General features: G+C 71.0%; 17 protein-coding genes and 1 tRNA gene. 13 read left to right on the forward strand and 5 right to left on the reverse strand.

Going from position 1 to position 20278, the window contains the following annotated elements:
* Positions 1-67: 67 nt before the first annotated feature.
* Both ABWI04_RS06085 and ABWI04_RS06090 read right to left on the reverse strand, forming a co-directional pair.
* On the reverse strand, positions 68-1639 hold the full coding sequence (locus ABWI04_RS06085; RefSeq protein ID WP_353831710.1) for a putative type IV secretion/conjugal transfer ATPase: 1572 nt from the start codon (positions 1637-1639) through the stop codon (positions 68-70).
* Entirely contained in the window at positions 1636-3117 is a 1482-nt protein-coding gene (locus ABWI04_RS06090; RefSeq protein ID WP_345179644.1) for an SCO6880 family protein, read from the reverse strand. The genes ABWI04_RS06085 and ABWI04_RS06090 overlap by 4 nt, the downstream gene beginning before the upstream one ends.
* Positions 3118-3534: 417 nt before the next feature.
* Here ABWI04_RS06090 and ABWI04_RS06095 point away from each other — a divergent pair, with 417 nt between their 5' ends.
* The 3 genes from ABWI04_RS06095 to ABWI04_RS06105 all read left to right on the forward strand — a co-directional run bounded on the left by ABWI04_RS06095 (position 3535) and on the right by ABWI04_RS06105 (position 6488).
* Positions 3535-4671 (forward strand): transketolase-like TK C-terminal-containing protein, encoded by a 1137-nt coding sequence (locus ABWI04_RS06095; protein WP_353831711.1) that lies wholly within the window; start codon positions 3535-3537, stop codon positions 4669-4671.
* Positions 4672-4817: 146 nt separating this feature from the next.
* Entirely contained in the window at positions 4818-5219 is a 402-nt protein-coding gene (locus tag ABWI04_RS06100) for a VOC family protein (protein WP_345182643.1), read from the forward strand.
* Positions 5220-5351: 132 nt separating this feature from the next.
* Positions 5352-6488: a PP2C family protein-serine/threonine phosphatase gene (locus tag ABWI04_RS06105; protein WP_353831712.1), complete on the forward strand. Its 1137-nt coding sequence runs from the start codon at positions 5352-5354 to the stop codon at positions 6486-6488.
* Here ABWI04_RS06105 and ABWI04_RS06110 read toward each other — a convergent pair.
* A complete protein-coding gene (locus tag ABWI04_RS06110; protein WP_353831713.1) occupies positions 6483-7514 on the reverse strand; it encodes a hemolysin family protein in 1032 nt (343 codons plus the stop codon). The genes ABWI04_RS06105 and ABWI04_RS06110 overlap by 6 nt on opposite strands.
* Positions 7511-8851: a hemolysin family protein gene (locus ABWI04_RS06115; RefSeq protein WP_353831714.1), complete on the reverse strand. Its 1341-nt coding sequence runs from the start codon at positions 8849-8851 to the stop codon at positions 7511-7513. The genes ABWI04_RS06110 and ABWI04_RS06115 overlap by 4 nt, the downstream gene beginning before the upstream one ends.
* A 155-nt stretch (positions 8852-9006) precedes the next feature.
* On the opposite strand from ABWI04_RS06115, the gene ABWI04_RS06120 reads away from it, so the two are divergent.
* The 3 genes from ABWI04_RS06120 (at position 9007) to ABWI04_RS06130 (ending at position 10313) form a co-directional block, all read left to right on the forward strand.
* A complete protein-coding gene (locus ABWI04_RS06120) occupies positions 9007-9264 on the forward strand; it encodes a hypothetical protein (RefSeq protein ID WP_353831715.1) in 258 nt (85 codons plus the stop codon).
* A gap of 66 nt (positions 9265-9330) precedes the next feature.
* A complete protein-coding gene (locus tag ABWI04_RS06125) occupies positions 9331-9825 on the forward strand; it encodes a hypothetical protein (RefSeq protein WP_353831716.1) in 495 nt (164 codons plus the stop codon).
* A 47-nt stretch (positions 9826-9872) separates the two neighbouring features.
* Positions 9873-10313: a DUF4259 domain-containing protein gene (locus ABWI04_RS06130; RefSeq protein ID WP_353831717.1), complete on the forward strand. Its 441-nt coding sequence runs from the start codon at positions 9873-9875 to the stop codon at positions 10311-10313.
* A 1411-nt stretch (positions 10314-11724) separates the two neighbouring features.
* On the opposite strand, the gene ABWI04_RS06135 is transcribed toward ABWI04_RS06130, so the two are convergent.
* Positions 11725-11796: transfer RNA gene (locus ABWI04_RS06135), tRNA-Arg, on the reverse strand.
* Between the two features lie 115 nt (positions 11797-11911).
* Between ABWI04_RS06135 and ABWI04_RS06140 the strand changes: the two genes are divergently transcribed.
* From ABWI04_RS06140 to rho, 7 genes are all read left to right on the forward strand, one after another.
* Positions 11912-12274: a response regulator transcription factor gene (locus ABWI04_RS06140; RefSeq protein ID WP_345182684.1), complete on the forward strand. Its 363-nt coding sequence runs from the start codon at positions 11912-11914 to the stop codon at positions 12272-12274.
* 21 nt (positions 12275-12295) lie between these two features.
* Positions 12296-12970, forward strand: coding sequence for a DALR anticodon-binding domain-containing protein (locus ABWI04_RS06145; RefSeq protein ID WP_345182634.1), 675 nt, complete (start codon positions 12296-12298; stop codon positions 12968-12970).
* A complete protein-coding gene (gene lysA / locus ABWI04_RS06150) occupies positions 12967-14358 on the forward strand; it encodes a diaminopimelate decarboxylase (protein WP_345182632.1) in 1392 nt (463 codons plus the stop codon). The genes ABWI04_RS06145 and lysA overlap by 4 nt, the downstream gene beginning before the upstream one ends.
* A 14-nt stretch (positions 14359-14372) precedes the next feature.
* Complete coding sequence (locus ABWI04_RS06155) at positions 14373-15659, forward strand: homoserine dehydrogenase (protein WP_345182683.1); 1287 nt, start codon at positions 14373-14375, stop codon at positions 15657-15659.
* 58 nt (positions 15660-15717) lie between these two features.
* A complete protein-coding gene (gene thrC / locus ABWI04_RS06160) occupies positions 15718-16785 on the forward strand; it encodes a threonine synthase (protein WP_345182631.1) in 1068 nt (355 codons plus the stop codon).
* A gap of 22 nt (positions 16786-16807) precedes the next feature.
* A complete protein-coding gene (gene thrB, locus ABWI04_RS06165) occupies positions 16808-17728 on the forward strand; it encodes a homoserine kinase (protein ID WP_345182630.1) in 921 nt (306 codons plus the stop codon).
* A 452-nt stretch (positions 17729-18180) separates the two neighbouring features.
* A complete protein-coding gene (gene rho / locus ABWI04_RS06170) occupies positions 18181-20271 on the forward strand; it encodes a transcription termination factor Rho (RefSeq protein WP_353831718.1) in 2091 nt (696 codons plus the stop codon).
* Positions 20272-20278: the final 7 nt, after the last annotated feature.

Raw genomic sequence — 20278 nt, forward strand, 5'->3', positions numbered from 1 at the left:
CCTCACATCCGCCGCGCATCACCACGCCGGTACAAGGATGTTCCACGGCCGGCCGGGCGAACAGCCCTCAGACGGCTTGGGCGGGAGGCCTCGTGGTCGAGTTGGTCCAGCGCTTGTTGGTGTCGTTGACATCGCGCTCGACGGACGTGAGCTCCACCTTGAACGGGATGCCCGGGCGGCCGCCGACCTTGACCAGGAACCTCCCGCGTCCCGGGGGCTCGCTGTCCCGCTTCAGCTCGGGGTTCCAGGACGGCGGCGTCGACCAGTCGATGATCATGCGCTCCTCGATGGAGGACATTCGGACCACCTCGTTCACCATCGGCATCTCCGCCTGCGGCAGCCCGCCGCAGATCACCATGCCCGCGCGCTCGGCGAAGCCCTTGGCCTTGAGCCGGTCGGCGCGGTCGCTCAGCGACAGCAGGTCGGCCATGGTGTGCGTGATCATCACCTGCCCCGTGCCGCGCTGCCGGTTGAGGCGGGTGAGCGCGTCGACCCGGTCCACCAGGCCGCGCCCGGACCGCAGCACCCGCCACAGCTCGTCCAGGACGACGAAGAAGTGCCGCTGCGGTTCGAGCCCCTCGTCGGCCAGCGCGTGCGCGGCCTCGATCGAGCCGAACCCGTCCGACCAGCACGCCAGCAGGACGGCGGCCTGCAGCTCGGCGTCGGCGTCGTCGATCCCGCTGATGTCGATGCAGACGCCGCCCGGATTGTCGAGCTCGATCGCGGTGGTGGTCTGGTGCGCGAACGTCTCGCCCATCGGACCGTCCAGGACGCCGAGCAGCGAGGCGTGCAGCGGGTCGACGGCCGCGCGGTACCGCGCCTCGTCCCCGCGCGCGAGGGTCACCGCGCGCAGCCGCTCCGGCCCGTCGTCGATCACCTTGATGAGGTCGGGCAGGACGGGCACGCCGCTGTGGCGCTCGTCCAGCACCCGCAGGGCGGCGTTCAGAACGGTGCGCTCGGTGTCGGCGATCGGCGCGCCGCGCAGCAGCGTGACCAGCGCGCTGACCATGTTCAGCCGGCGGCCGTGCGCGTCGGCGATCAGCTTGGCCCGCGCGGGCCCGGGAAGCCTGGCCGCCGCGTGCGCCGTCGCCCCCGGGTCGAGCACGTTCAGCGAGCCGAGCCCGCGGCCGAGCTTGATGATCTGCCCGCCCATGGCCCGGACCAGGTCGACGTAGTCGGGCTTCAGGTCGCCGAGCACCATGGGGAACACCCCCTGCCCGACCAGCCCCACCACCATCCTGCGGATCAGCGTCGACTTGCCCAGCCCCGGCTTGCCCAGCACCAGGGCCGACGGGTTGTGGATCAGGTTCGCCCGCTGGAACCACGAGATCGGGTCGCAGCACAGCGCCGCGCCGGTGGTCAGCTCGCGGCCGAGCGGCACCCCCACCATCGGCGTTCCCGACCCGGCCCCGAACGGCCACAGCCCGCACACCTGGACCGTGGTCCCGCGCCATTCCGACGGCATCTCCACGTAGGAGGCCCGGCCCCCGCCGCGGCGGGAGAACCCCCGGAACCCGGGCTTGAGCTCGGGCCTGGGCTTCTTCTCCTTCTTCTTCTTGCTCTTCTTGCCCTTCTCGCCGTCCTGTTCGGCGAGGAGCTCTCCGACCACTCCGGGGACCGGTTCGGCGGGGCGCTTCACAGGGCCTCCCGCACCAGAGCCGGCACCTGAAGGTGGTCGGGGATGACGATGCCCAGCGGAAGGGCGGCCGCGAACGCCGACGCCTGCGACCCGTACATCTGCCGCAGCCGCAGCCGCGCGGGGCCCGTGAGGGTGTCGACGGCCGCCGCCGCGACCGGGAGCTCCTCGGCCGAGCGGACGGTGGCGGTGATGAGGACGGTGAACCGGATCACTCCCGCTCCCCTGGCCTCCTCGAGGGCCGACTGGTCGCTCTTGATCACGTCGATCTCGTTCCGGGCGGCGCTGGAGGCGCCGTCGAGGCGGAAGCGCGAGTCCCGGCGGTCCCGTTCCACGATCCGGGCCGCGGAGGCCGGATCGTGCGGACGGTAGAGGAAGGTGACGCGCTTGCGGGCGATGTCGTGGTGCGGGGCCACCAGCCCCGTCATCACGTTGGACAGCACCTCGCCCCGCGGCGCCTCCGACATGCCCCAGGTGATGGAGCAGCCGCTGTCGTGGACGTAGTGGTCCCACGACTCCTGCGCCGCGACCGGCCCGGCGTCCTCCCAGCGGATCTCCTGGTCCTCGGCGGCCTCCAGGACCTTCTGCGCGTCCGGGTCGTAGGCGATCCGCACGGCGCGGGCGAGTTCCTTCGCGGTCAGCGCGCGGGCGGATCCGGCGCCGGTCATCGCCAGCCCGGAGATCAGTCCGGGAATGCGCATCCCGACCTCCCGCACCATCGCGTCCTGGTCGCGCCGCTTGCCCCCGAGTTGCGGCAGGGCCGCGTAGGTGACCGCGATGCGGGTGGAGACCCGCGCGCTGCCCACCGGGTAGTTCCAGACGATCTCGTCCAGGGCCTGCCGGGCCAGCTCGGGCGCGTTCGGGTCGGTGTTGGCGTAGATCTCCTCCCGGAGGCGGGTCCCGGTGTCGGGGGCCGTCTCGATGGTCACGCTCGCGGAGACCAGCCCCGGCTCGTAGCTCAGCGAGGCCAGCCACTGCCCCCAGTGGGAGACCCACGTGTCGATCTGGGTCTGGTCGACCAGCGCCGCACCTTCGGCGTTGCACTCGAACACCACGGTGTAGTGCTTCGTGGACGGGATCACGACCAGGGCGAACGGGCGCCCGTAGGAGTCGCGGCCCTCCACCAGCCGGGACTGGGCGAGCAGCCCCGGAAGGCGGCACGTGCCGTGCGGGACGACGCTCAGCGGTCCCGAACGGTAGAGGTGCCACCCCTGGGAGCGGCCCGACCACCAGGTCACCCGTGCCGTGAGCGACTGGAGGGCGGTCCGCCCATGCGCGTCCTGGATGACGAGCGGCAGCATGACCACCCCCAGCGCGACGGCGCCGAGCAGGGCCAGCATCAGCGACAACGTCGCGATCAGGGTGATGACGATCAGCCCGACCATGAGGATCAGCGTGCCCGCCAGTCCCAGCCGCCCGATTCCGGGGGACACCGGCTTCCGCCAGTTCCCGTACGTGGGTTCACGGTAGTCGGACGTCACGCCGCCTCCACCTCATTCCTTCGGCTACGAACTGCCACTGGGACCGCTTCCGCTTCCGCTGCTGCCGCTCGGGCCACCGCCCCCGGACGGAGGCGAGTACCCGGTACCTCCGCTCGAGGAGGAACCAGAATCGGGGGGCTGGTAGGGCGGCGGCTGACTGCCATTCCCTCCGATGGAGGAAAAGTCGGGAGCGGGAACGTCATACGGCGGGACGCTGGAAGAAGGGTCGGCGCCCGACGGGCCCTGCGGTCCTCCGCCACCGCCCGGGCCATTGCCCGAGCCACTCCCCGGGCCACTGCCCGACCCGCTGCCCGGCCCGCCGCTCGGGCCACCGCTCGGTGCCCCGGTCGGCCCGCCGGTCGGTCCACCCGCCGGTCCGCCACCCGTCCCCCCGCCGCGCCGCAGGCCCCGCCCGCCGTGCCGGACGACATCGGCCGCACCCCCAAGGGCACCGCCACCACCCAGGCCGCCCTCGGCCGCCTCCTGCTCGACCTCACCCGCGAGGCGCCCGACGCCGCCGCCCGCGTCGTCACCGTGAGCCCGGACGTCAGCTCCAGCACCAACCTCGGCGGCTGGGTGAACAAGGTCGGCGTCTGGTCGACCGCCGAACGCCGCGACTGGTTCGCCGACGACGGCGAGACGATCCTGCACTGGCGGGAGGGCCCGGCGGGCCAGCACATCGAGCTCGGCATCGCCGAGACCAACCTGGTCGGCCTCCTCGGCGAACTCGGCGCCACCTGGAGCCGCTGGAACCGTCCCCTGCTGCCGATCGGCGTCCTGTACGACCCGTTCGTCGGTCGCGCGCTCGAACCCTGGTCGTTCGGCATCTACGCCGGCGGCCAGTCGATCCTGATCGGCACTCCCTCCGGGGTCACGCTGGCCCCCGAGGGCGGCGCTCACCAGTCCATCGTCACCCCGTCCATCGGCGTCGAGCAGCCGGGCTGCGTCGCCTACGAGCCGGCGTTCGTCCTCGACACCGAGTGGACGCTGCTGGCGAGCATGGCCCGCCTGGGCCGCCCCGACGGAGGCTCCGCCTACCTGCGCCTGTCGACCCGCCCGGTCGACCAGACCCTCGCGGACGTCCCGGCCGACCCGGCCGCCCGCGAGCGCCGCCGCCGCCAGGTGATCGCCGGCGCCTACCCGCTGCGCCGCTCCGCCCGTCCCGACGTCACCCTCGCGGCGATGGGCGCCCTCGTCCCCGAGGCCCTGGCCGCCGCCGACCGCCTGGAGCAGGCCGGCGTCGGCACCGACGTGGTCTGCGTGACCAGCCCCGGCCTGCTCTTCCGGGCCCTCCGCTCCCGCCAGGGCCAGGACGACGGCCCGAACTGGATCCTGGAGCAGGCGTTCCCCGCCTCACGCGCCACCCCGCTCGTCACCGTCCTGGACGGCCACCCCCACACCCTGGCCTTCCTGTCGGGGGTGAACAACGTCCCCTGCACCACCTTGGGCGTCACCGCCTTCGGACAGTCCGGCTCCATAGAGGACGTCCACCGCCACCACGGCATCGACACGGACTCGATAATCCGCGCGGCCCTGGACCTCCACACCCCCTGAAAGCACCCGAGAGGATCGATCAGGAATCGAGAAGTGCTCACCCCCGGTCCCTACGTAGCGTGATTCATGCAAGCGGGCAGCGGAGCGGCTCACCGCCGCCCGCGGCACCCACCACGCACACGAGGGGACATGACATGAAGGCGCACGTGAGTTCGATTCTGCTGGCCGTCCGCGACATGGACCGGGCCAAGCGGTTCTACACCGAGGGCCTCGGCTGGAAGATCCAGAACGACTACGGCATCTCGGTGTTCTTCGAGTCGGACGGAGCCTCGCCCGTCGGCTTCTACGGCCGCGAGGGCCTCGCCGACCAGGTCGGGACGAGCCCGGAGGGCAGCGGCTTCAGCGGGCTGGTGCTCACCTACGTCGTCCGCAGCGAGGCCCGCGTCGACGAGGTCATGGCCGAGGCCGAGAAGGCCGGAGCCACGATCCTCAAGCCCGCCGGCGCCCTGCCGTGGGGCGGGTACGGCGGCACCTTCGCCGACCCCGAGGGCTACATCTGGAGCCTCGGCTACAGCGCCCAGGGAGCCGACCAGCCTTACGCGGAGTAGCCGCCGGCGCGGGTCCGGGGCCGACGCGGCGCCACGTCGGCCCCGGACCGCCGCGTCGGGCGACCGTGACCCCGTTGGCCACCCTCCGTGTTCTAATGATCACGGAAGGGTCGGCTCTCGACGGGGCGGGAGATGGGCATCTCGGAGGATCCGGACGGTGCGAACGCCGTCACGCGCGAGGGCGGCCTCACCTGGCGGGTCGTGACGGGATGGCTCGTGGGGATCACCGCGGCCCTCGCGGTGACCGGCGTCGCGCTCGGCAGGGAGACCGGCCTGGCCCCGTTCCTGGTCTTCCTGCCCACCTTGATCGCCGGCCGCGGGACGGTCCGGCAGACCGCGGTCGCCTCCGTCTGGACGGTCCTGGTCATCATCGGCTCGCTGATCCGCCGCCCGCTGCCGAGCGCGGCGGCCACCGCCAGCGTGATCATCTTCGCTCTCGCGCTCGACGGCCTGAGCGTCGTCCAGGCGGTCCGCCGCGTCCGCCAGGAAAAGGAGATCAGCCGGCTCCGCTCCGCGGCCGCCGCCCTGCAGCGCCATATCCTGCGCCCGTTCCCCCTCGCCACCGCCGAACTCGTCGTCCACGGCCTGTACGAGCCGGTCGAGGAGGACAGCATGGTCGGCGGCGACGTCTACGAGGCCATGCCGACCCCCTACGGCAGCCGCGTCCTCATCGCCGACGTCCAGGGCAAGGGCCTTCCCGCCATCAGCGCGGCCTTCGCGGTGCTCAACTCGTTCCGCGAGGCGGCCCTGGCAGAGCCGACGCTGACCGCCGTCGTGGACGCCCTGGAGAACTCGGTTCTGCGGCACAACTCCTTCGTCGCCCAGACAGGCGAGGAACAACGATTCGTCACAGCCCTCATCCTGGACATCGGCTCGGAAACGACCGCCCAAGCCATCAACTGCGGCCACATCCCGCCCTACCTGCTGTCCGAGCAAGGGACGGGCCAGATTCACCTAGGAGAGGCCTCCCTGCCGCTGGGCCTAGCCTCCCTCAACCCAGAACCACGAACCGTCACACCGTTCAACTTCCCAACCGATTCCACGCTCCTCCTATGCACTGACGGCATCACTGAGACCCGCGACCCGTCCGGCGCCTTCTACCCCTTGGAAGAGCGCCTGTCCCGCTGGGAGCACCTGCCCCCCGCCGAAATCGCTCCTACCGTCCACCACGACCTGGAGCAGTACGCCCACAGCAAGCTGGCAGACGACGTAGCCCTCCTGGTACTCCACAGAAAACCCGCCTTGCCGGACACCCCATCGATCTCATGACGACGGAGAACCCCCGGGGCCGGTCAACGGCGGACGCGAGAAGAGGCGGCGGAGCACGTCGGTGATGGTGACGACACCCAGGATCTCGCCGCCGCGTGTCACCAGGGCGAGCTGATTACCGCTCTCGCGCATGCGAGAAAGCGCGGCGTAGACGGGCGTACCCGCGGGGAACAGCAGCGCAGGACGGGTCAGACGGCGGATGCCCGCGCTTTCCGGCTCGGTCAGGGTGTCGCGGACGTGGACGACCTTCCAGGCGGTGCCGGGCCCGCCGACCAGGATGCGCAGATGCCCGGAGGCGAGTGCGGCGGCCTGGACATCGGCGACGGTGGCGTCCGGCGGAACGGCCGCCAGCCCGGGCTTCACCAGGTCGTCCACCCGCAGCTCGCGCAGGTCGAGGGCGCCGGTGAGCTGCGCGGAGTAACCCGCGTCGAGCGCCCCGACGTTCGCCGAGTGCTCGACCAGGTGGCGCAGGGCCTCGGGGTCCTGGCGGGAGACGACCTGGTCGGTCGCCTCGACGCCGACCCTGCGCAGGCACCAGTTCGCCGCCGAGTTCAGCGCGGACAGCAGCGGCCGGGTCAGCTTCATGAAGCCGCGCATCGGCAGCGCCAGCATCGTGGCCGACCGCTCGGGGTGGGCGATCGCCCAGGACTTGGGCGCCATCTCGCCCACCACCAGGTGCAGGAACGTCACCACGACCAGCGCGAGCACGAACCCGGCCGCGTCGGCGAGCCACAGGGCGAGCCCCCAGTGTTCGAACAGCGGGGTGAGCCAGTGGTGCACGGCCGGCTTGGTGATCGCGCCGAGCGCGAGCGTGCAGACGGTGATGCCGAGCTGCGCCCCGGCGAGCAGGACGGACAGTTCGGAGGCGCTGCGCAGCGCGGCCCGGGCGGCCGGACTGGTCAGGGCGGCGTCCTCCAGCCGGTGCCGCCTGGCCGCGATGAGCGCGAACTCGACGGCGACGAAGAAGGCGCTCAGGGCGATGACGGCGACGGTCGCGGCGAGCACCGCCCACGGGTTCGCCGTCATTCCGCGCTCACCCGCAACCGGACGGACGAGGGCACGTGGTGCTCCACCTCCAGGACCTCGGCCCCCAGGACCCGGACCGGCGGCTCGTCGTCACGGACCAGATCGGCGGCCTCCGGAGGCAGCGCGACCTCGACCGTCGTCCCCACCTCGGGCAGCGCCCCGTGGACGGCGATGACCAGCCCCGCCAGCGTCTCGTAGTCGCCCTCGGGCAGCCTCAGGTCGAGCGTGCGCTCGACCTCGTCGATGTGGAGGTCGCCGGGAACGATCCAGGTGTCGGACCCGGCGACCGCGGCGGGCCCGGCCTCCGCCACGTCGTGCTCGTCGGTGATCTCGCCCACCAGTTCCTCGGCGAGATCCTCCAGCGTCAGGATCCCAGCGAACCCGCCGAACTCGTCGACCACGCAGGCGAGCTCGTCACCCGCGCCGGCCAGCGCGTCCAGCGCCTTCGGCAGCGTCATGAGGGTCGCGAGCACGGTCGCGGGCCGCATGACCGACGCCGCCGTCCCCTCCGTCCCGGCGGCCAGGACGTCGTTGAGGTGCACCACACCGGCGACGCGCCCGCCGTCCAGCACCGGGTAGCGCGAATGCCCGGCGCTCATCGCGCGGCGGACTTCGCCGAGCGGCTGGCGCACCGCCACCGTGTCGACGCGGGAGCGCGGGATCATGGCGTGCTCGACGTCCCGCCGCGGGAAGTCCAGGATGCGGTCGAGCAGGATGGACAGCTCCGGCGGCAGGTCGCCGCTGCGCCGCGACTCGGCGACGATGCGCGCCAGGTCCCGCTCGGTGGCCGCGTGCTCGACGTCGTGCACCGGCGCGATGCGCAGCAGCCGCAGCAGCAGGTTCGACGACTGGTCGAACACCCGGATCAGCCACCCGAACACCTTCAGGTAGACCAGCGTGGACCGTGCCAGCGCCCGCGCCACCGGTTCCGGCCGCGCGATGGCCAGGTTCTTCGGAACGAGCTCCCCGAACAGCATCTGCACCAGCGTGGACAGCCCCAGTGCCAGCACCGTGCCCACCGCGATCCCCGTCGCGTCCGGCACGCCGACGCCGCCGAGCACGTCCCCCAACGCCCGCCCGACCAGCGGCTCGGCGACGTACCCGACCAGCAGACCGGTGACCGTGATACCGAGCTGCGCCCCCGACAGCATGAACGACGTCCGCCGCGTCACCCCGAGCGCCCGCCGGGCGGCACCGTCCCCGCCCCCCGCGAGAGCCGCCAATCTGGACCGATCCACGGCCATATAGGCGAACTCCTGCGCGACGAAGTACCCCGTCACCCCGGTGATCCCCAGGATCACCAGCACCCCGAGCACCAACGAAAGCAGGATCACCATTGCGCCCCGGCCCCCGAACCCCTGGTCATCTGCCTCCCCTGCCGAAAACGCGGCGAGCGAACACAGAGTTCCCCCAGGTCAGCCCCACACACCTCACCCACGCCGCCCCGCACACCCCCCAAAGCACCTAGGGGGCGGTGTGCCACCGTAGAAGCATGGAACCGGCCAAGCTGTCTCCCGAGGAAGTCACTCTCCTGCTCCGTGACCTCTGCGTCGAACTCGGTTTCTGCCTACCCCCGGACGATCACGATTCACTGCGCGACTCGCCGCCAAATGACGTAGACGAGTTCACGGCCGCGGTTTTCCGGGCTGAAGGCATGGAAGCCTCACAACATCCACATCTCTACGGCCAAGTGCGCCAGAAGGTAGCCAAAGCCTTCGGGACGCCGACCAACCAGGCGACGTCATCGTGATCGCCTGCCCGTAACGCGGCAGCGGCGCACGGGCGCCTGAGATAGCAGGGCAGTAAGGGATGTGCAATGGAATATCAGCTCACGTTCTTCGCCAGGGCAACCGGACAGACAACCGGCGCAGAGGCGATGGAGCATGTTCTCAACGCCGTTCTAGAGAGCGGACCCCCTTTGGTCGGGGAATACCTCGGCCCGCCTGAGCCTCGCCCGGGTGAGTGGTCAGGCCCCGAGGCCGACGCCGTACGAAGCTTCAGGCTGGCCACAGCGACCGAAGACATGAGACCGGCGGCTGACTATCTCCTGTTGGAAATCCATGTAGGAATGCAATTCATCGCCGAAGATGTGATCGCAGCAGACCCTGATGACGACCACGGCGTATGGGGCAGCGATCTAATGGCGCGAGTCACGGTGAGCGGCGAACGTCCCGACTGGCCACTGGTGGAACGTATAGGGACAACTCTGGAAAACCTGTGGTCAGCGGTCCCCTGGAACAAGACCTCGGGCTTCAAAGTTGCAGCCCCGCCCCGAGGATCGCTCCCGCACGACCAGTACACAACTCCATGACAGCCCAACCCGAAACCTGGCGCTAATCAACAAACACCCTCTATAAGTTGTCGGTCGGAGACCTGGATCACTGTGAGGTCGCTTTGGGTACTTGGGGCTATGGGCCTTTCGATAGCGATTACGCCCAAGACCTCCTGGAGGATCTGGCGAAGGCGGACGACATCGTTGATCGCCTCCGCGAGGTCATGTCGCGGGTAGCCGACGCGCCTGGGCCAGTGGATTCGATCGCAGGAGATGACGCGCTGGTGGCTGCGGCGTTGACCGCTGTCCGGTCCGGAGGCATGGTCGTGGATCCAGATACCGAAGAAGACCTGAGAGGCCTCATGTTCCTGTGCCCGGAGGATCTTCGGTCACTGGCCGCGCGGACGTTCGACAGGTTGCTCAACCCGGTCGAGAACAAGTGGTACGACCTGTGGACCCTGTCTAACGGAATCGCCCAGGTCACGGCAGAGTTCGAGCCATACAGACAGGCACTATCGGACCCATGACGAAGGCTCGCGTCCCGTTCGGCTCTCGCTGGCAGATGGCTGCATACGCAACAAACCCCGGCGACAGGCAACGTGCCCGGTCAACCGGGGTTCTCGCTGGTCGTCTGAGATGCCCCCTGCAGAATTCGAACCTGCGCCCACGGCTCCAGGGGGCGCATACCTCCTCACCCGAGGAGCGCCTCTGACCTGTATGTGGACGCTCGCTCGCCGTCGATGCCCACTCCACCGTTCCGTCCATGTTCCGGATCATGGTTCCTCGAGTGGATGTTGTCAGCTTGGGGAAGTCACTTCTCCAGATCAACAACCACCAGCACGGCCGCTGGCCTGCCCTTAACCCCGCTGGCGACCGCTCGTGCTCCTTATCGTCCGCTCCAACGGACACGCTTCTCTGTCAGGAAACCCCTGCTTGCTTGCAGCCGAGCGAGCCATGATGAGGGGCATGAGTAGGCGAGAGAAGCTCAGGTCCTACGCTTTGGCGAGACTGACAGACGGCATGGTCATCGCTGGTCTTGAGACTTCGAGTGGCCAACAGACCCATGCCGCCCTGGTCCGGTATCTGGAGATCGCCCCAGACAGCCCCGATGACCTGCAGTACGTAGGAGCAAGGACCCTGTGTTCGCGCAGTGGCGCGTACTACCCTGCTGGCGGAGGCATGGCGTACACCTACGATGAGCTGCCGGCGCTGAAGCTTTACAGAGCAGCTGAGCTGCTTCGTGAGCAGGAAGCGCTGGAGGTAGAACAGCGGAAATTGAGCCCACTCGGGAATCTCGACCCCTTCAACCGCGTGGGGCCCGTCTCTTGTTCGCCTTGCTGGAGCGCATTGCACAACATCACACGTGCCTCCGGAGCTTCCCATATGCCGTAGTCCCACGCTCCGCAACAGACGAACGGACCAGTCCGGAGGGTGCTCCCGCGCGAACGGAGCGAACCCCGAGAAAGACAGATTCGCGCGGGAGCGCCCTCCGGCTCCAAGAGGGGTCTGGGGAACCACGGGGTTCCCCAGTAACGCACGCTCAGCCGATCTTCCGGCAATCTCCCCCGACGACTCCAACGGCGCCCGACCACAGTCACGCCCTGCCCCTCGTCGCCGAACGGGCTCATAAGCTCCGGCGTCGATTCGTCAGGGCGGTGGCGCGCCCTAGCGGTGAGCGGTCGGGGCGGGGCCGGCGCGCGCGACACAGTGCGCGGTCCGGTGCGGGGCCGGCCGGTGACCGGCCCCAGGCCGCACGCTCCGGGCAGCCTGGGGCGGGGCCACGCAGAGGCCTGAGCGCCGCCGCCCCTTGACGCGTTCCGCGTATGTTCCGGGAAGCGTGACAATCAGCGGCTTCGCTGGTGCTTGGGTGCGTATGCGACAAACCCCGGCGACAGGCTGAGTGCCTGGTCTGCCGGGGTTTGTGGTGGTCGTCTGAGGTGCCCCCTGCAGGATTCGAACCTGCGCACACGGCTCCGGAGGCCGTTGCTCTATCCCCTGAGCTAAGGGGGCGCGACGCGGTATGAGGTTACCAGGGTTGGCGGGGTGACGCGCACCGGGAGGTTCGCCGTGCGTTCGGGGGGTCCGGTGGGCTAACTTCAAGGCCGTGACCGAGCCACTGGGACGCGTGCTGGTCGTCGATGATGACGAGGTGATCCGCCAGCTCATCGCCGTGAACCTGCAACTGGAGGGGTTCGAGGTGTCGACCGCGGTGGACGGCCAGGACTGCCTGGAGAAGGTCGCGGAGGTCGGGCCGGACGTGATCACGCTGGACGTGATGATGCCCCGGCTGGACGGGTGGGTCACCGCGGTGCGGCTGCGGGAGGACCCCGGGACCGCGCACATCAGGGTCGTGATGATCACGGCGCGGGCGCAGGAGCATGACGTGCGGCGGGGGCACGAGATCGGCGTCGACGCGTACGTGACGAAGCCGTTCGACCCCAACCAGCTGATCCAGACGGTGCGGAAACTCGCCGCGGTGTCCAGATAGTGGTCGGCTAGTCTCACCAGGGTGACTCCAGGGGATGCTCTCGCGCGGGCGGTGCGGGACGCCGTGGACGCGGGGGAGATCGATGTCGCGGTTCCCGAGGAGGTCGTGGTCTTCGGGCGGGGCGGCGGGGTCTTCGAGAGTCCGGTGGCGCTGAGGCTCGGTGTCGATCCGCAGGTGATCGCGCGTCGGGTCGGCGGGAGCGTCTCCGGGCCCGGGTTCGTGAGGATCGTGGTGGGGCCCGAGCTGGTGGAGGTCATCCGGCGTGATCCTCGTTACGGGGTCGCGCGGGTGCCGTCGGGCGGGTGGAGCGAATGGCCCCGGACGTTCGAGAATCCGGGGTTCTCGGTGCGTTACGCCTATGCGCGGGCCTGTTGGGTCGGGCGTTGGGCGCGGGAACTCGGGGTCGGGGCCGGGCCGTTCGAGGGTGGTGCGGAGGAGCTCGTGGGGGCGCTCGGGGACGTTCCCGGACGGGCCGCGCAGGCGGAGCGGGAAGGCGACGCCAGGCCCCTGATGTTGTGCTTGGAGAGCGTTGCCGGGGCGTACCACGAGGTGCACGAGCGTTGTCCCGCGCTGCCCGTGGGCGATGAGGAGCCCGGGGCGGTGCACGCGGGACGGGTCGGCCTGGCGGAGGCCGTGAAGGTCGTCCTCGGCAACGGGCTGAACATGATCGGTGAAACACCTAGAGAGCGGATATGAGTCGAGTACACCCTGCCGGGCCGCGGCATGCCGACGTCCTGCCGGAGGATCATCCGGCCGGGCCGGCGGAGGACCTGAACGCGCTCGAGCCCTCCGTGTGGCCGCGGAACTCCAAGCGGGAGGAGGGCGCCCTCACCGTCGGGGGAGTGGACGTCAGGGACCTGGCGAAGGAGTACGGGACGCCCCTCTACGTCTACGACGAGGAGGACGTCCGGAGCCGCGCCAGGGAGTACGCGGCGGCGTTCCACGACGGGGACGTCCACTATGCGGGCAAGGCGTTCCTGTGCACGGCCGTCGCGCGGTGGCTGAACGAGGAGGGGCTCGGCCTCGACGTGTGCAGCGGCGGTGAGCTCGCCGTGGCGCTGGCGGCGGGCTTTCCCACCGAGCGCATCACGCTGCACGGGAGCAACAAGGCGTCCTGGGAGCTGGAGAAGGCCCTGGAGGTCGGGGTCGGACGGATCGTGCTCGATTCGTTCGAGGAGATCGCCCGGGTGGGGTACCTCGCCAAGGAGATGGGCGTCCGGGCCAAGGTGATGGTGCGCGTGACCACGGGCGTCGAGGCGCACACGCACGAGTTCATCGCCACCGCCCATGACGACCAGAAGTTCGGGTTCTCCCGGAGTTCCGGGGCGGCCCTGGAGGCGGTCAGGCGGGTCCTGGCGCTGGAGCAGCTCGAACTGGTGGGGCTGCACAGCCACATCGGGTCGCAGATCTTCGAGGTGGACGGGTTCGAGGTGGCCGCGCACCGGCTGGCCGAGCTGCTGGTGGCCATCCGGGACGAGCACGGCGTCGAGCTTCCCGAGCTAGACCTCGGCGGCGGCTACGGCATCGCGTACGTGCCGGGCGAGGAGCCGCACGACCCGAAGTCGATCGCGGACGGGCTGCGCGCCATCGTCGCGCGCGAGTGCCGGGCGTACGGGCTGGCGATGCCGCGGCTGACCGTGGAGCCGGGCCGGGCGATCATCGGTCCCGGCGGCGTCACGCTGTACGAGGTCGGGACGGTCAAGGACGTCGAGGGGCTGCGCACGTACGTCTCGGTGGACGGCGGCATGTCCGACAACCTGCGCACGGCCCTGTACGGCGCCGAGTACACCGGGGTGCTGGCGAGCAGGACGTCCGAGGCCGCCCCCATGCTCAGTAGGCTTGTCGGCAAGCACTGCGAGAGCGGCGACATTGTGGTGCGGGACCTGTGGTTCCCCGAAGATCTTGCGCCGGGGGATCTGGTGGCGGTGGCGGCGACCGGTGCGTACTGTCGGTCGATGGCCAGCAACTACAACCATGTCCCGAAGCCCGCCGTGGTGGCGGTGAGGGACGGCAGGTCGCGCGTGATCGTCCGGCGGGAGAGCGCGGACGACCTGCTGCGGCTCGATGCGGAGGTCGAAGCGTGAAACGCGGACTGCGCGTGGCGCTGCTCGGTTGCGGCGTGGTCGGCACGGAGGTCGTCCGGCTGCTGAACGAGCAGGCGGACGATCTGGCCGCGCGGGTGGGGGTTCCGCTGGAGCTGGCCGGGATCGCCGTGCGCAGGCCTGACCGGGTGCGCGCGGGCGTCGACCCGGCGCTGCTGACCACGGACGCGCAGACGCTGGTGACCAGGGACGACGTCGACCTCGTCATCGAGGTGATCGGCGGCATCGAGCCGGCCAGGACGCTGATGCTGGAGGCGATGAAGGCCGGCAAGTCGGTCGTCACCGCGAACAAGGCGCTGCTGGCCGAGGACGGGGCGACGCTGTTCGCGGCGGCGCGGGAGTACGGCGCCGACCTGTACTACGAGGCGTCCGTGGCGGGCGCGATCCCGCTGCTGCGGCCGCTGAGGGAGTCCCTGGTCGGCGACCACGTGCACCGGGTGCTCGGCATCGTGAACGGCACCACGAACTACATCCTCGACCAGATGGACACGCACGGCGCCGGCTTCAACGAGGCGCTGGACGAGGCGCAGGCGCTCGGGTACGCGGAGGCCGACCCGACGGCCGACGTGGAGGGCTTCGACGCGGCGGCCAAGGCGGCGATCCTGGCGCAACTGGCCTTCCACACGCCGGTGACGGCGGCGGACGTCCACCGCGAGGGCATCACCGAGGTGAGCGCCGCCGACGTGGCGGGCGCCCAGGGGATGGACTGCGTCGTCAAGCTCCTGGCCATCTGCGAGCGGATCCCTTCGGAGGACGGCCGGAACGGCCGCGGCGTGTCGGTCCGCGTGTATCCGGCGATGATCCCGAGGTCGCATCCGCTGGCGAGCGTCCGCGAGGCGTACAACGCGGTGTTCGTCGAGGCGGAGTCGGCGGGCTCGCTGATGTTCTACGGCGCGGGCGCGGGCGGCGCTCCGACGGCGTCGGCGATCCTCGGCGACCTCGTCGCGGTGGCCCGCAACGTGGTCGGCGGCACGCCCGGCCCGGTCGAGGTCACCTACGCGAAGCTGCCGGTGCTGCCGATGGGCGAGACCGTCACCCGCTACTACATCGAGGTGGACGTGACGGACGAGGCCGGCGTGCTCGCGACGGTCGCCGAGGAGTTCGCCAGGCATGGGGTGTCGATCCAGGCCGTGCGGCAGGTGGGCTCGGGCGAGGAGGCGCAGCTCGTCGTCGTGACGCACCGGGCGCCGGACGCCGCGCTGTCGGCCACGGTGGCGGGCCTGCGGGAGCTGGAGATCGTCCGCGGCGTGACGAGCGTCATGCGCGTCGAAGGCGACGAGTGAGGCGGGGCCGGTCCCGGTAGACTTCGGGCGAACATCGCAGGTCAGCCGAGGAGACCGAGTGAACGCGAACGCCCGCGCGTGGCGCGGCATTATCGAGGAGTACCGCGACCGGCTTCCGGTGACGGACGCGACGCCCGTCGTCACCCTGCTGGAGGGCGGTACCCCCCTCGTGCCGGCCCCCCGGCTCTCCCAGATGACCCGTTGCGAGGTGTTCCTCAAGGTCGAGGGCGCCAACCCGACCGGGTCGTTCAAGGACCGCGGCATGACGATGGCGATCAGCAAGGCCGCCGAGGACGGCGCCAAGGCCGTCATCTGCGCCTCGACGGGCAACACCTCCGCGTCCGCCGCCGCGTACGCGGTGCGGGCGGGGATGACCTGCGCGGTCCTGGTGCCCAACGGCAAGATCGCGATGGGCAAGCTGGCGCAGGCGCTGGTGCACGGCGCCCGGCTGCTCCAGGTGGACGGCAACTTCGACGACTGCCTCGAACTGGCGCGCAAGCTGTCGGTCGACTACCCGGTGGCGCTGGTCAACTCGGTGAACAAGTACCGGCTGCAGGGCCAGAAGACGGCCGCGTTCGAGATCGTGGACACCCTCGGCGACGCGCCCGACGTCCACTGCCTGCCGGTCGGCAACGCCGGAAACATCTCCGCGTACTGGATGGGCTACCAGGAGTACGCCAAGGACGGCCTCGCCTCGCGCGCCCCGCGCATGCTGGGCTTCCAGGCGAGCGGCGCGGCGCCGTTCGTGAAGGGCGAGCCCGTCCTGAAGCCGCAGACGATCGCCACGGCGATCCGCATCGGCAACCCCGCCTCGTGGGACCTCGCGGTCGCCGCGCGCGACGAGTCCGGCGGCGCGATCGACTCGGTCACCGACCGGCAGATCCTCGCCGCCTACCGGCTCCTCGCGCGGGAGGAGGGGGTGTTCGTCGAGCCCGCCTCCGCGGCGAGCGTCGCCGGCCTGCTCCAGGCGAGCGAGCAGGGCGGGGTCGCGGCCGGGTCCAGGGTCGTCTGCACCGTCACGGGCAACGGCCTCAAGGACCCCGACTGGGCCATCTCCGGGGCGCCCGCGCCGACGACCATCAAGGTCGACGCGCACTCGGCCGCGTCCGAGCTCGGCCTCACCTGAGGTGGGCTGGCAGGAAGGCCCGGTGCTGGTGCGGACCCCCGCCACCAGCGCCAACCTGGGCCCAGGATTCGACTCGCTCGGCCTCGCGCTGGAGCTGTACGACGACGTCGAGGTCGAGGCGACCGGCGGCGGCCTGTCCATCGAGGTGGACGGCGAGGGCGCCGAGGTCGCCGACCGCGGCGACCGGCACCTGATCGTGCGGGTGTTGCGGCGGACCTTCGACGTCCTGGACGACCTGGCCGGAAGCGGTCCCGCGCGCCCGGACGGGCTGCGGCTGCGCTGCCGCAACCGCATCCCGCACAGTCGCGGCCTCGGCTCCTCGTCCGCCGCGATCGTCGCCGGGATCGTCGCGGCCCGGGCGCTGCACCCCGCCGGGAAGCTCCTCGACGACGCCGGGGCGCTGCGCCTCGCGACGGAGATCGAGGGCCATCCCGACAACGTGGCCCCCTGCCTCGCCGGAGGCCTGACGGTCGCCTGGACGACGCCCGGCGGCCCCCGGTCGGTGCGGCTGGAGTCGCAGGTCACGCGGGTGGTCGCGTTCGTCCCCGAGCAGCGGCTCGCGACGGAGCGGGCCCGCGGCCTGCTGCCCGAGACCGTCCCGCACGGGGACGCCGCCGCCAACGCGGGGCGCGCGGCGCTGCTCGTCGCGGCACTCACCGGCGGCCTGGACGCCGGCATCCTGCTCGACGCGACCGAGGACCGGCTCCACCAGGACTACCGCGCCCCGGCCATGCCCGAATCGGCGGCGCTCGTCGCGCGGTTGCGGGACGCGGGCGTTCCGGCCGTGATTTCCGGTGCGGGGCCCACTGTCCTGGCCTTCACAACCGCATCACGAGTTGATTCGATCGGCGCCGGAGTGGGTAAAGGGTGGCACGAACACCCGTTGGACGTCGCGACCCGCGGCGCACGCGTGATGACCCCGGAATCGGAGTTCCGGAGCTGACGGCGGTGCCGTGGGCGGGGGACGCGCGTCGCTCCGGCCGGTGCCGGTCCGGCAGGATCCGGCTAGGTAAAATGCGAAGACATCGACCTCTGGGGAATAGCAGTGTGCCCTGGTGATGTTAGGCTGATTGCCGCACCAGATGCCCCGTTCGGGGCAGCGTGCTCGTCAGCCGCGCGTCACCATTTCGGCCCTCCGGTCGTGCCGGTCCCGCGTACCAGGCTCCCCGACACCGTGACTTCCCGTTGTCAGGCATTCCAGCGAAACTTCGGACGTGGCGGTACCGGGGACACGCACGAGCGGAACGTCCCGTCCACCATCTGGCTGTGCCCAGAACACGCAGATCCCGGTTCCATCGTGATCAGCGGAGCCCGATCCGGCGCCCCCGCCGGGCCGCACCACCGGGTCGACTGGCCGAACGCCGGCCAACGCCCGCGCCCTGGGAAGGACCCTTAGTGAGCGAATCCAGCGAACTCCTTACGGACGCAACGAGCACGGAAACCGCCGCCGCTCCGGCCGGCGCGGAGACCGCCGCCCCCCGGCGCCGCCGCGGCACCGGCCTGTCGGCCATGGTGCTCCCCGAGCTCAAGGCGCTCGCGTCCAGCCTCGGCATCACCGGCACGACCGGGATGCGCAAGAGCCAGCTCATCGCCGCCATTCAGGAGAAGCAGGGCGGCCAGGGGCAGGGCTCGGCCGGGGGCGAGCAGGGAGCCGCTGCCCCGGTGACGGCCGAGCGCCCGCGCCGCGGCCGCACCGCCGCCAAGCGCGAGGTGCCCGACGAGCAGGTGACCATCGCCGACGCCGCGCCCGTGGCCGCGCCCGCGTCCGACAACGCGGCGGCGCCCGAGGCGCAGTCCGGCACGGCCGAGAAGGCCGTCCAGGGCGACAAGCAGGAGAAGGCCGAGCGGCAGGGCGGTCGGCAGCGGGGCGAGAAGCAGGACCGGGGAGCTTCCGAGGGACGCGGCGACCGCCAGGGCCGGGACCAGGGCCGCGAGCAGGGGCGCGAGCAGAACTCCGAGGACGGCGAGTCCCAGGGCGGCCGGGACGGCAACCGCGACGGCCGTGAGGGCCGCGAAGGCGGCGGCCGTCAGCGGCAGCGCGGTGGCCGGGAGCGCGGCGAGGGCCGCGACCGCGGCGACCGTGGCGAGCGCGGTGAGCGCGGCGACCGAAGCGAGCGCGGTGAGCGTGGCGAGCGTGGCGAGCGCGGTGACCGCGGTGACCGGGGTGAGCGCGGCGACCGCGGCGACCAGGGCGGCGGGCGTCAGCGCGGCCAGGGCGGCGGCGGTCAGGGCGGCGGCGGCCAGCACGACGACGACGACGGCAGCGGCCGGGGCCGTCGCGGGCGCCGGTTCCGGGAGCGCAACCGCGGCCGCGGCCGCGAGCGCTACGAGGAGCCGGTGCTCACCGAGGACGACGTCCTCATTCCCGTCGCGGGCATCCTCGACATCCTCGACAACTACGCCTTCGTCCGGACGACCGGCTACCTGCCCGGCCCGAACGACGTGTACGTCTCGCTGGCGCAGGTCCGCAAGAACGGGCTGCGCAAGGGCGACGTCATCACCGGCGCCGTCCGGCAGGCGCGCGAGGGCGAGCGGCGCGAGAAGTTCAACGCGCTGGTCCGCCTCGACACCGTCAACGGGGTGGAGCCCGACCAGGCCAAGGGCCGCGTCGACTTCAGCAAGCTGACCCCGCTGTACCCGCAGGAGCGGCTGCGCCTGGAGTCCGACGCGGGCATCCTGACGACCCGGATCATCGACCTGGTGTCGCCGATCGGCAAGGGCCAGCGCGGCCTGATCGTCTCGCCGCCGAAGGCCGGCAAGACGATGGTGCTCCAGGCGATCGCCAACGCGATCACCAAGAACAACCCGGAGTGCCACCTGATGGTCGTCCTGGTGGACGAGCGTCCGGAAGAGGTCACCGACATGCAGCGGACGGTGAAGGGCGAGGTCATCCACTCGACCTTCGACCGTCCCGCCGAGGACCACACCACGGTCGCGGAGCTGGCCATCGAACGCGCCAAGCGGCTCGTCGAGCTCGGCCACGACGTCGTGGTGCTGCTCGACTCGATCACCCGCCTGGGCCGGGCCTACAACCTGGCGGCGCCGGCGTCCGGCCGGATCCTGTCCGGCGGTGTCGACTCGACCGCGCTGTACCCGCCGAAGCGGTTCTTCGGCGCGGCGCGCAACATCGAGAACGGCGGCTCGCTGACGATCCTCGCGACCGCGCTGGTGGAGACCGGGTCCCGCATGGACGAGGTCATCTTCGAGGAGTTCAAGGGCACCGGCAACATGGAGCTGAAGCTCAACCGGTCGCTCGCGGACAAGCGGATCTTCCCGGCGGTGGACGTCGACCAGTCCTCCACCCGCAAGGAGGAGATCCTCATGGCTCCGGAGGAGCTGCGGGTCGTCTGGCAGCTGCGCCGGGTGCTGCACGCGCTCGACACGCAGCAGGCGCTGGAGCTCCTCATCGAGAAGATGAAGGAGACCAAGTCCAACGCCGAGTTCCTGCTCCAGGTGCAGAAGACGACCGTCTCCGACGACCGCTGAGTCTTCC

Source organism: Actinomadura sp. NPDC000929 (genome assembly GCF_040492065.1).
In the GTDB taxonomy this organism is placed as follows: Bacteria; Actinomycetota; Actinomycetes; order Streptosporangiales; family Streptosporangiaceae; genus Spirillospora; species Spirillospora verrucosospora.

Bases quoted from the DNA above. Each gene is read 5' to 3' on its own strand.
- ABWI04_RS06105 (WP_353831712.1), top strand. From the start codon at position 5,352: ATGGGCATCTCGGAGGATCCGGACGGTGCGAACGCCGTCACGCGCGAG.
- ABWI04_RS06110 (WP_353831713.1), bottom strand. From the start codon at position 7,514: ATGACGGCGAACCCGTGGGCGGTGCTCGCCGCGACCGTCGCCGTCATC.
- ABWI04_RS06115 (WP_353831714.1), bottom strand. From the start codon at position 8,851: ATGGTGATCCTGCTTTCGTTGGTGCTCGGGGTGCTGGTGATCCTGGGG.
- ABWI04_RS06120 (WP_353831715.1), top strand. From the start codon at position 9,007: ATGGAACCGGCCAAGCTGTCTCCCGAGGAAGTCACTCTCCTGCTCCGT.
- ABWI04_RS06125 (WP_353831716.1), top strand. From the start codon at position 9,331: ATGGAATATCAGCTCACGTTCTTCGCCAGGGCAACCGGACAGACAACC.
- lysA (WP_345182632.1), top strand. From the start codon at position 12,967: ATGAGTCGAGTACACCCTGCCGGGCCGCGGCATGCCGACGTCCTGCCG.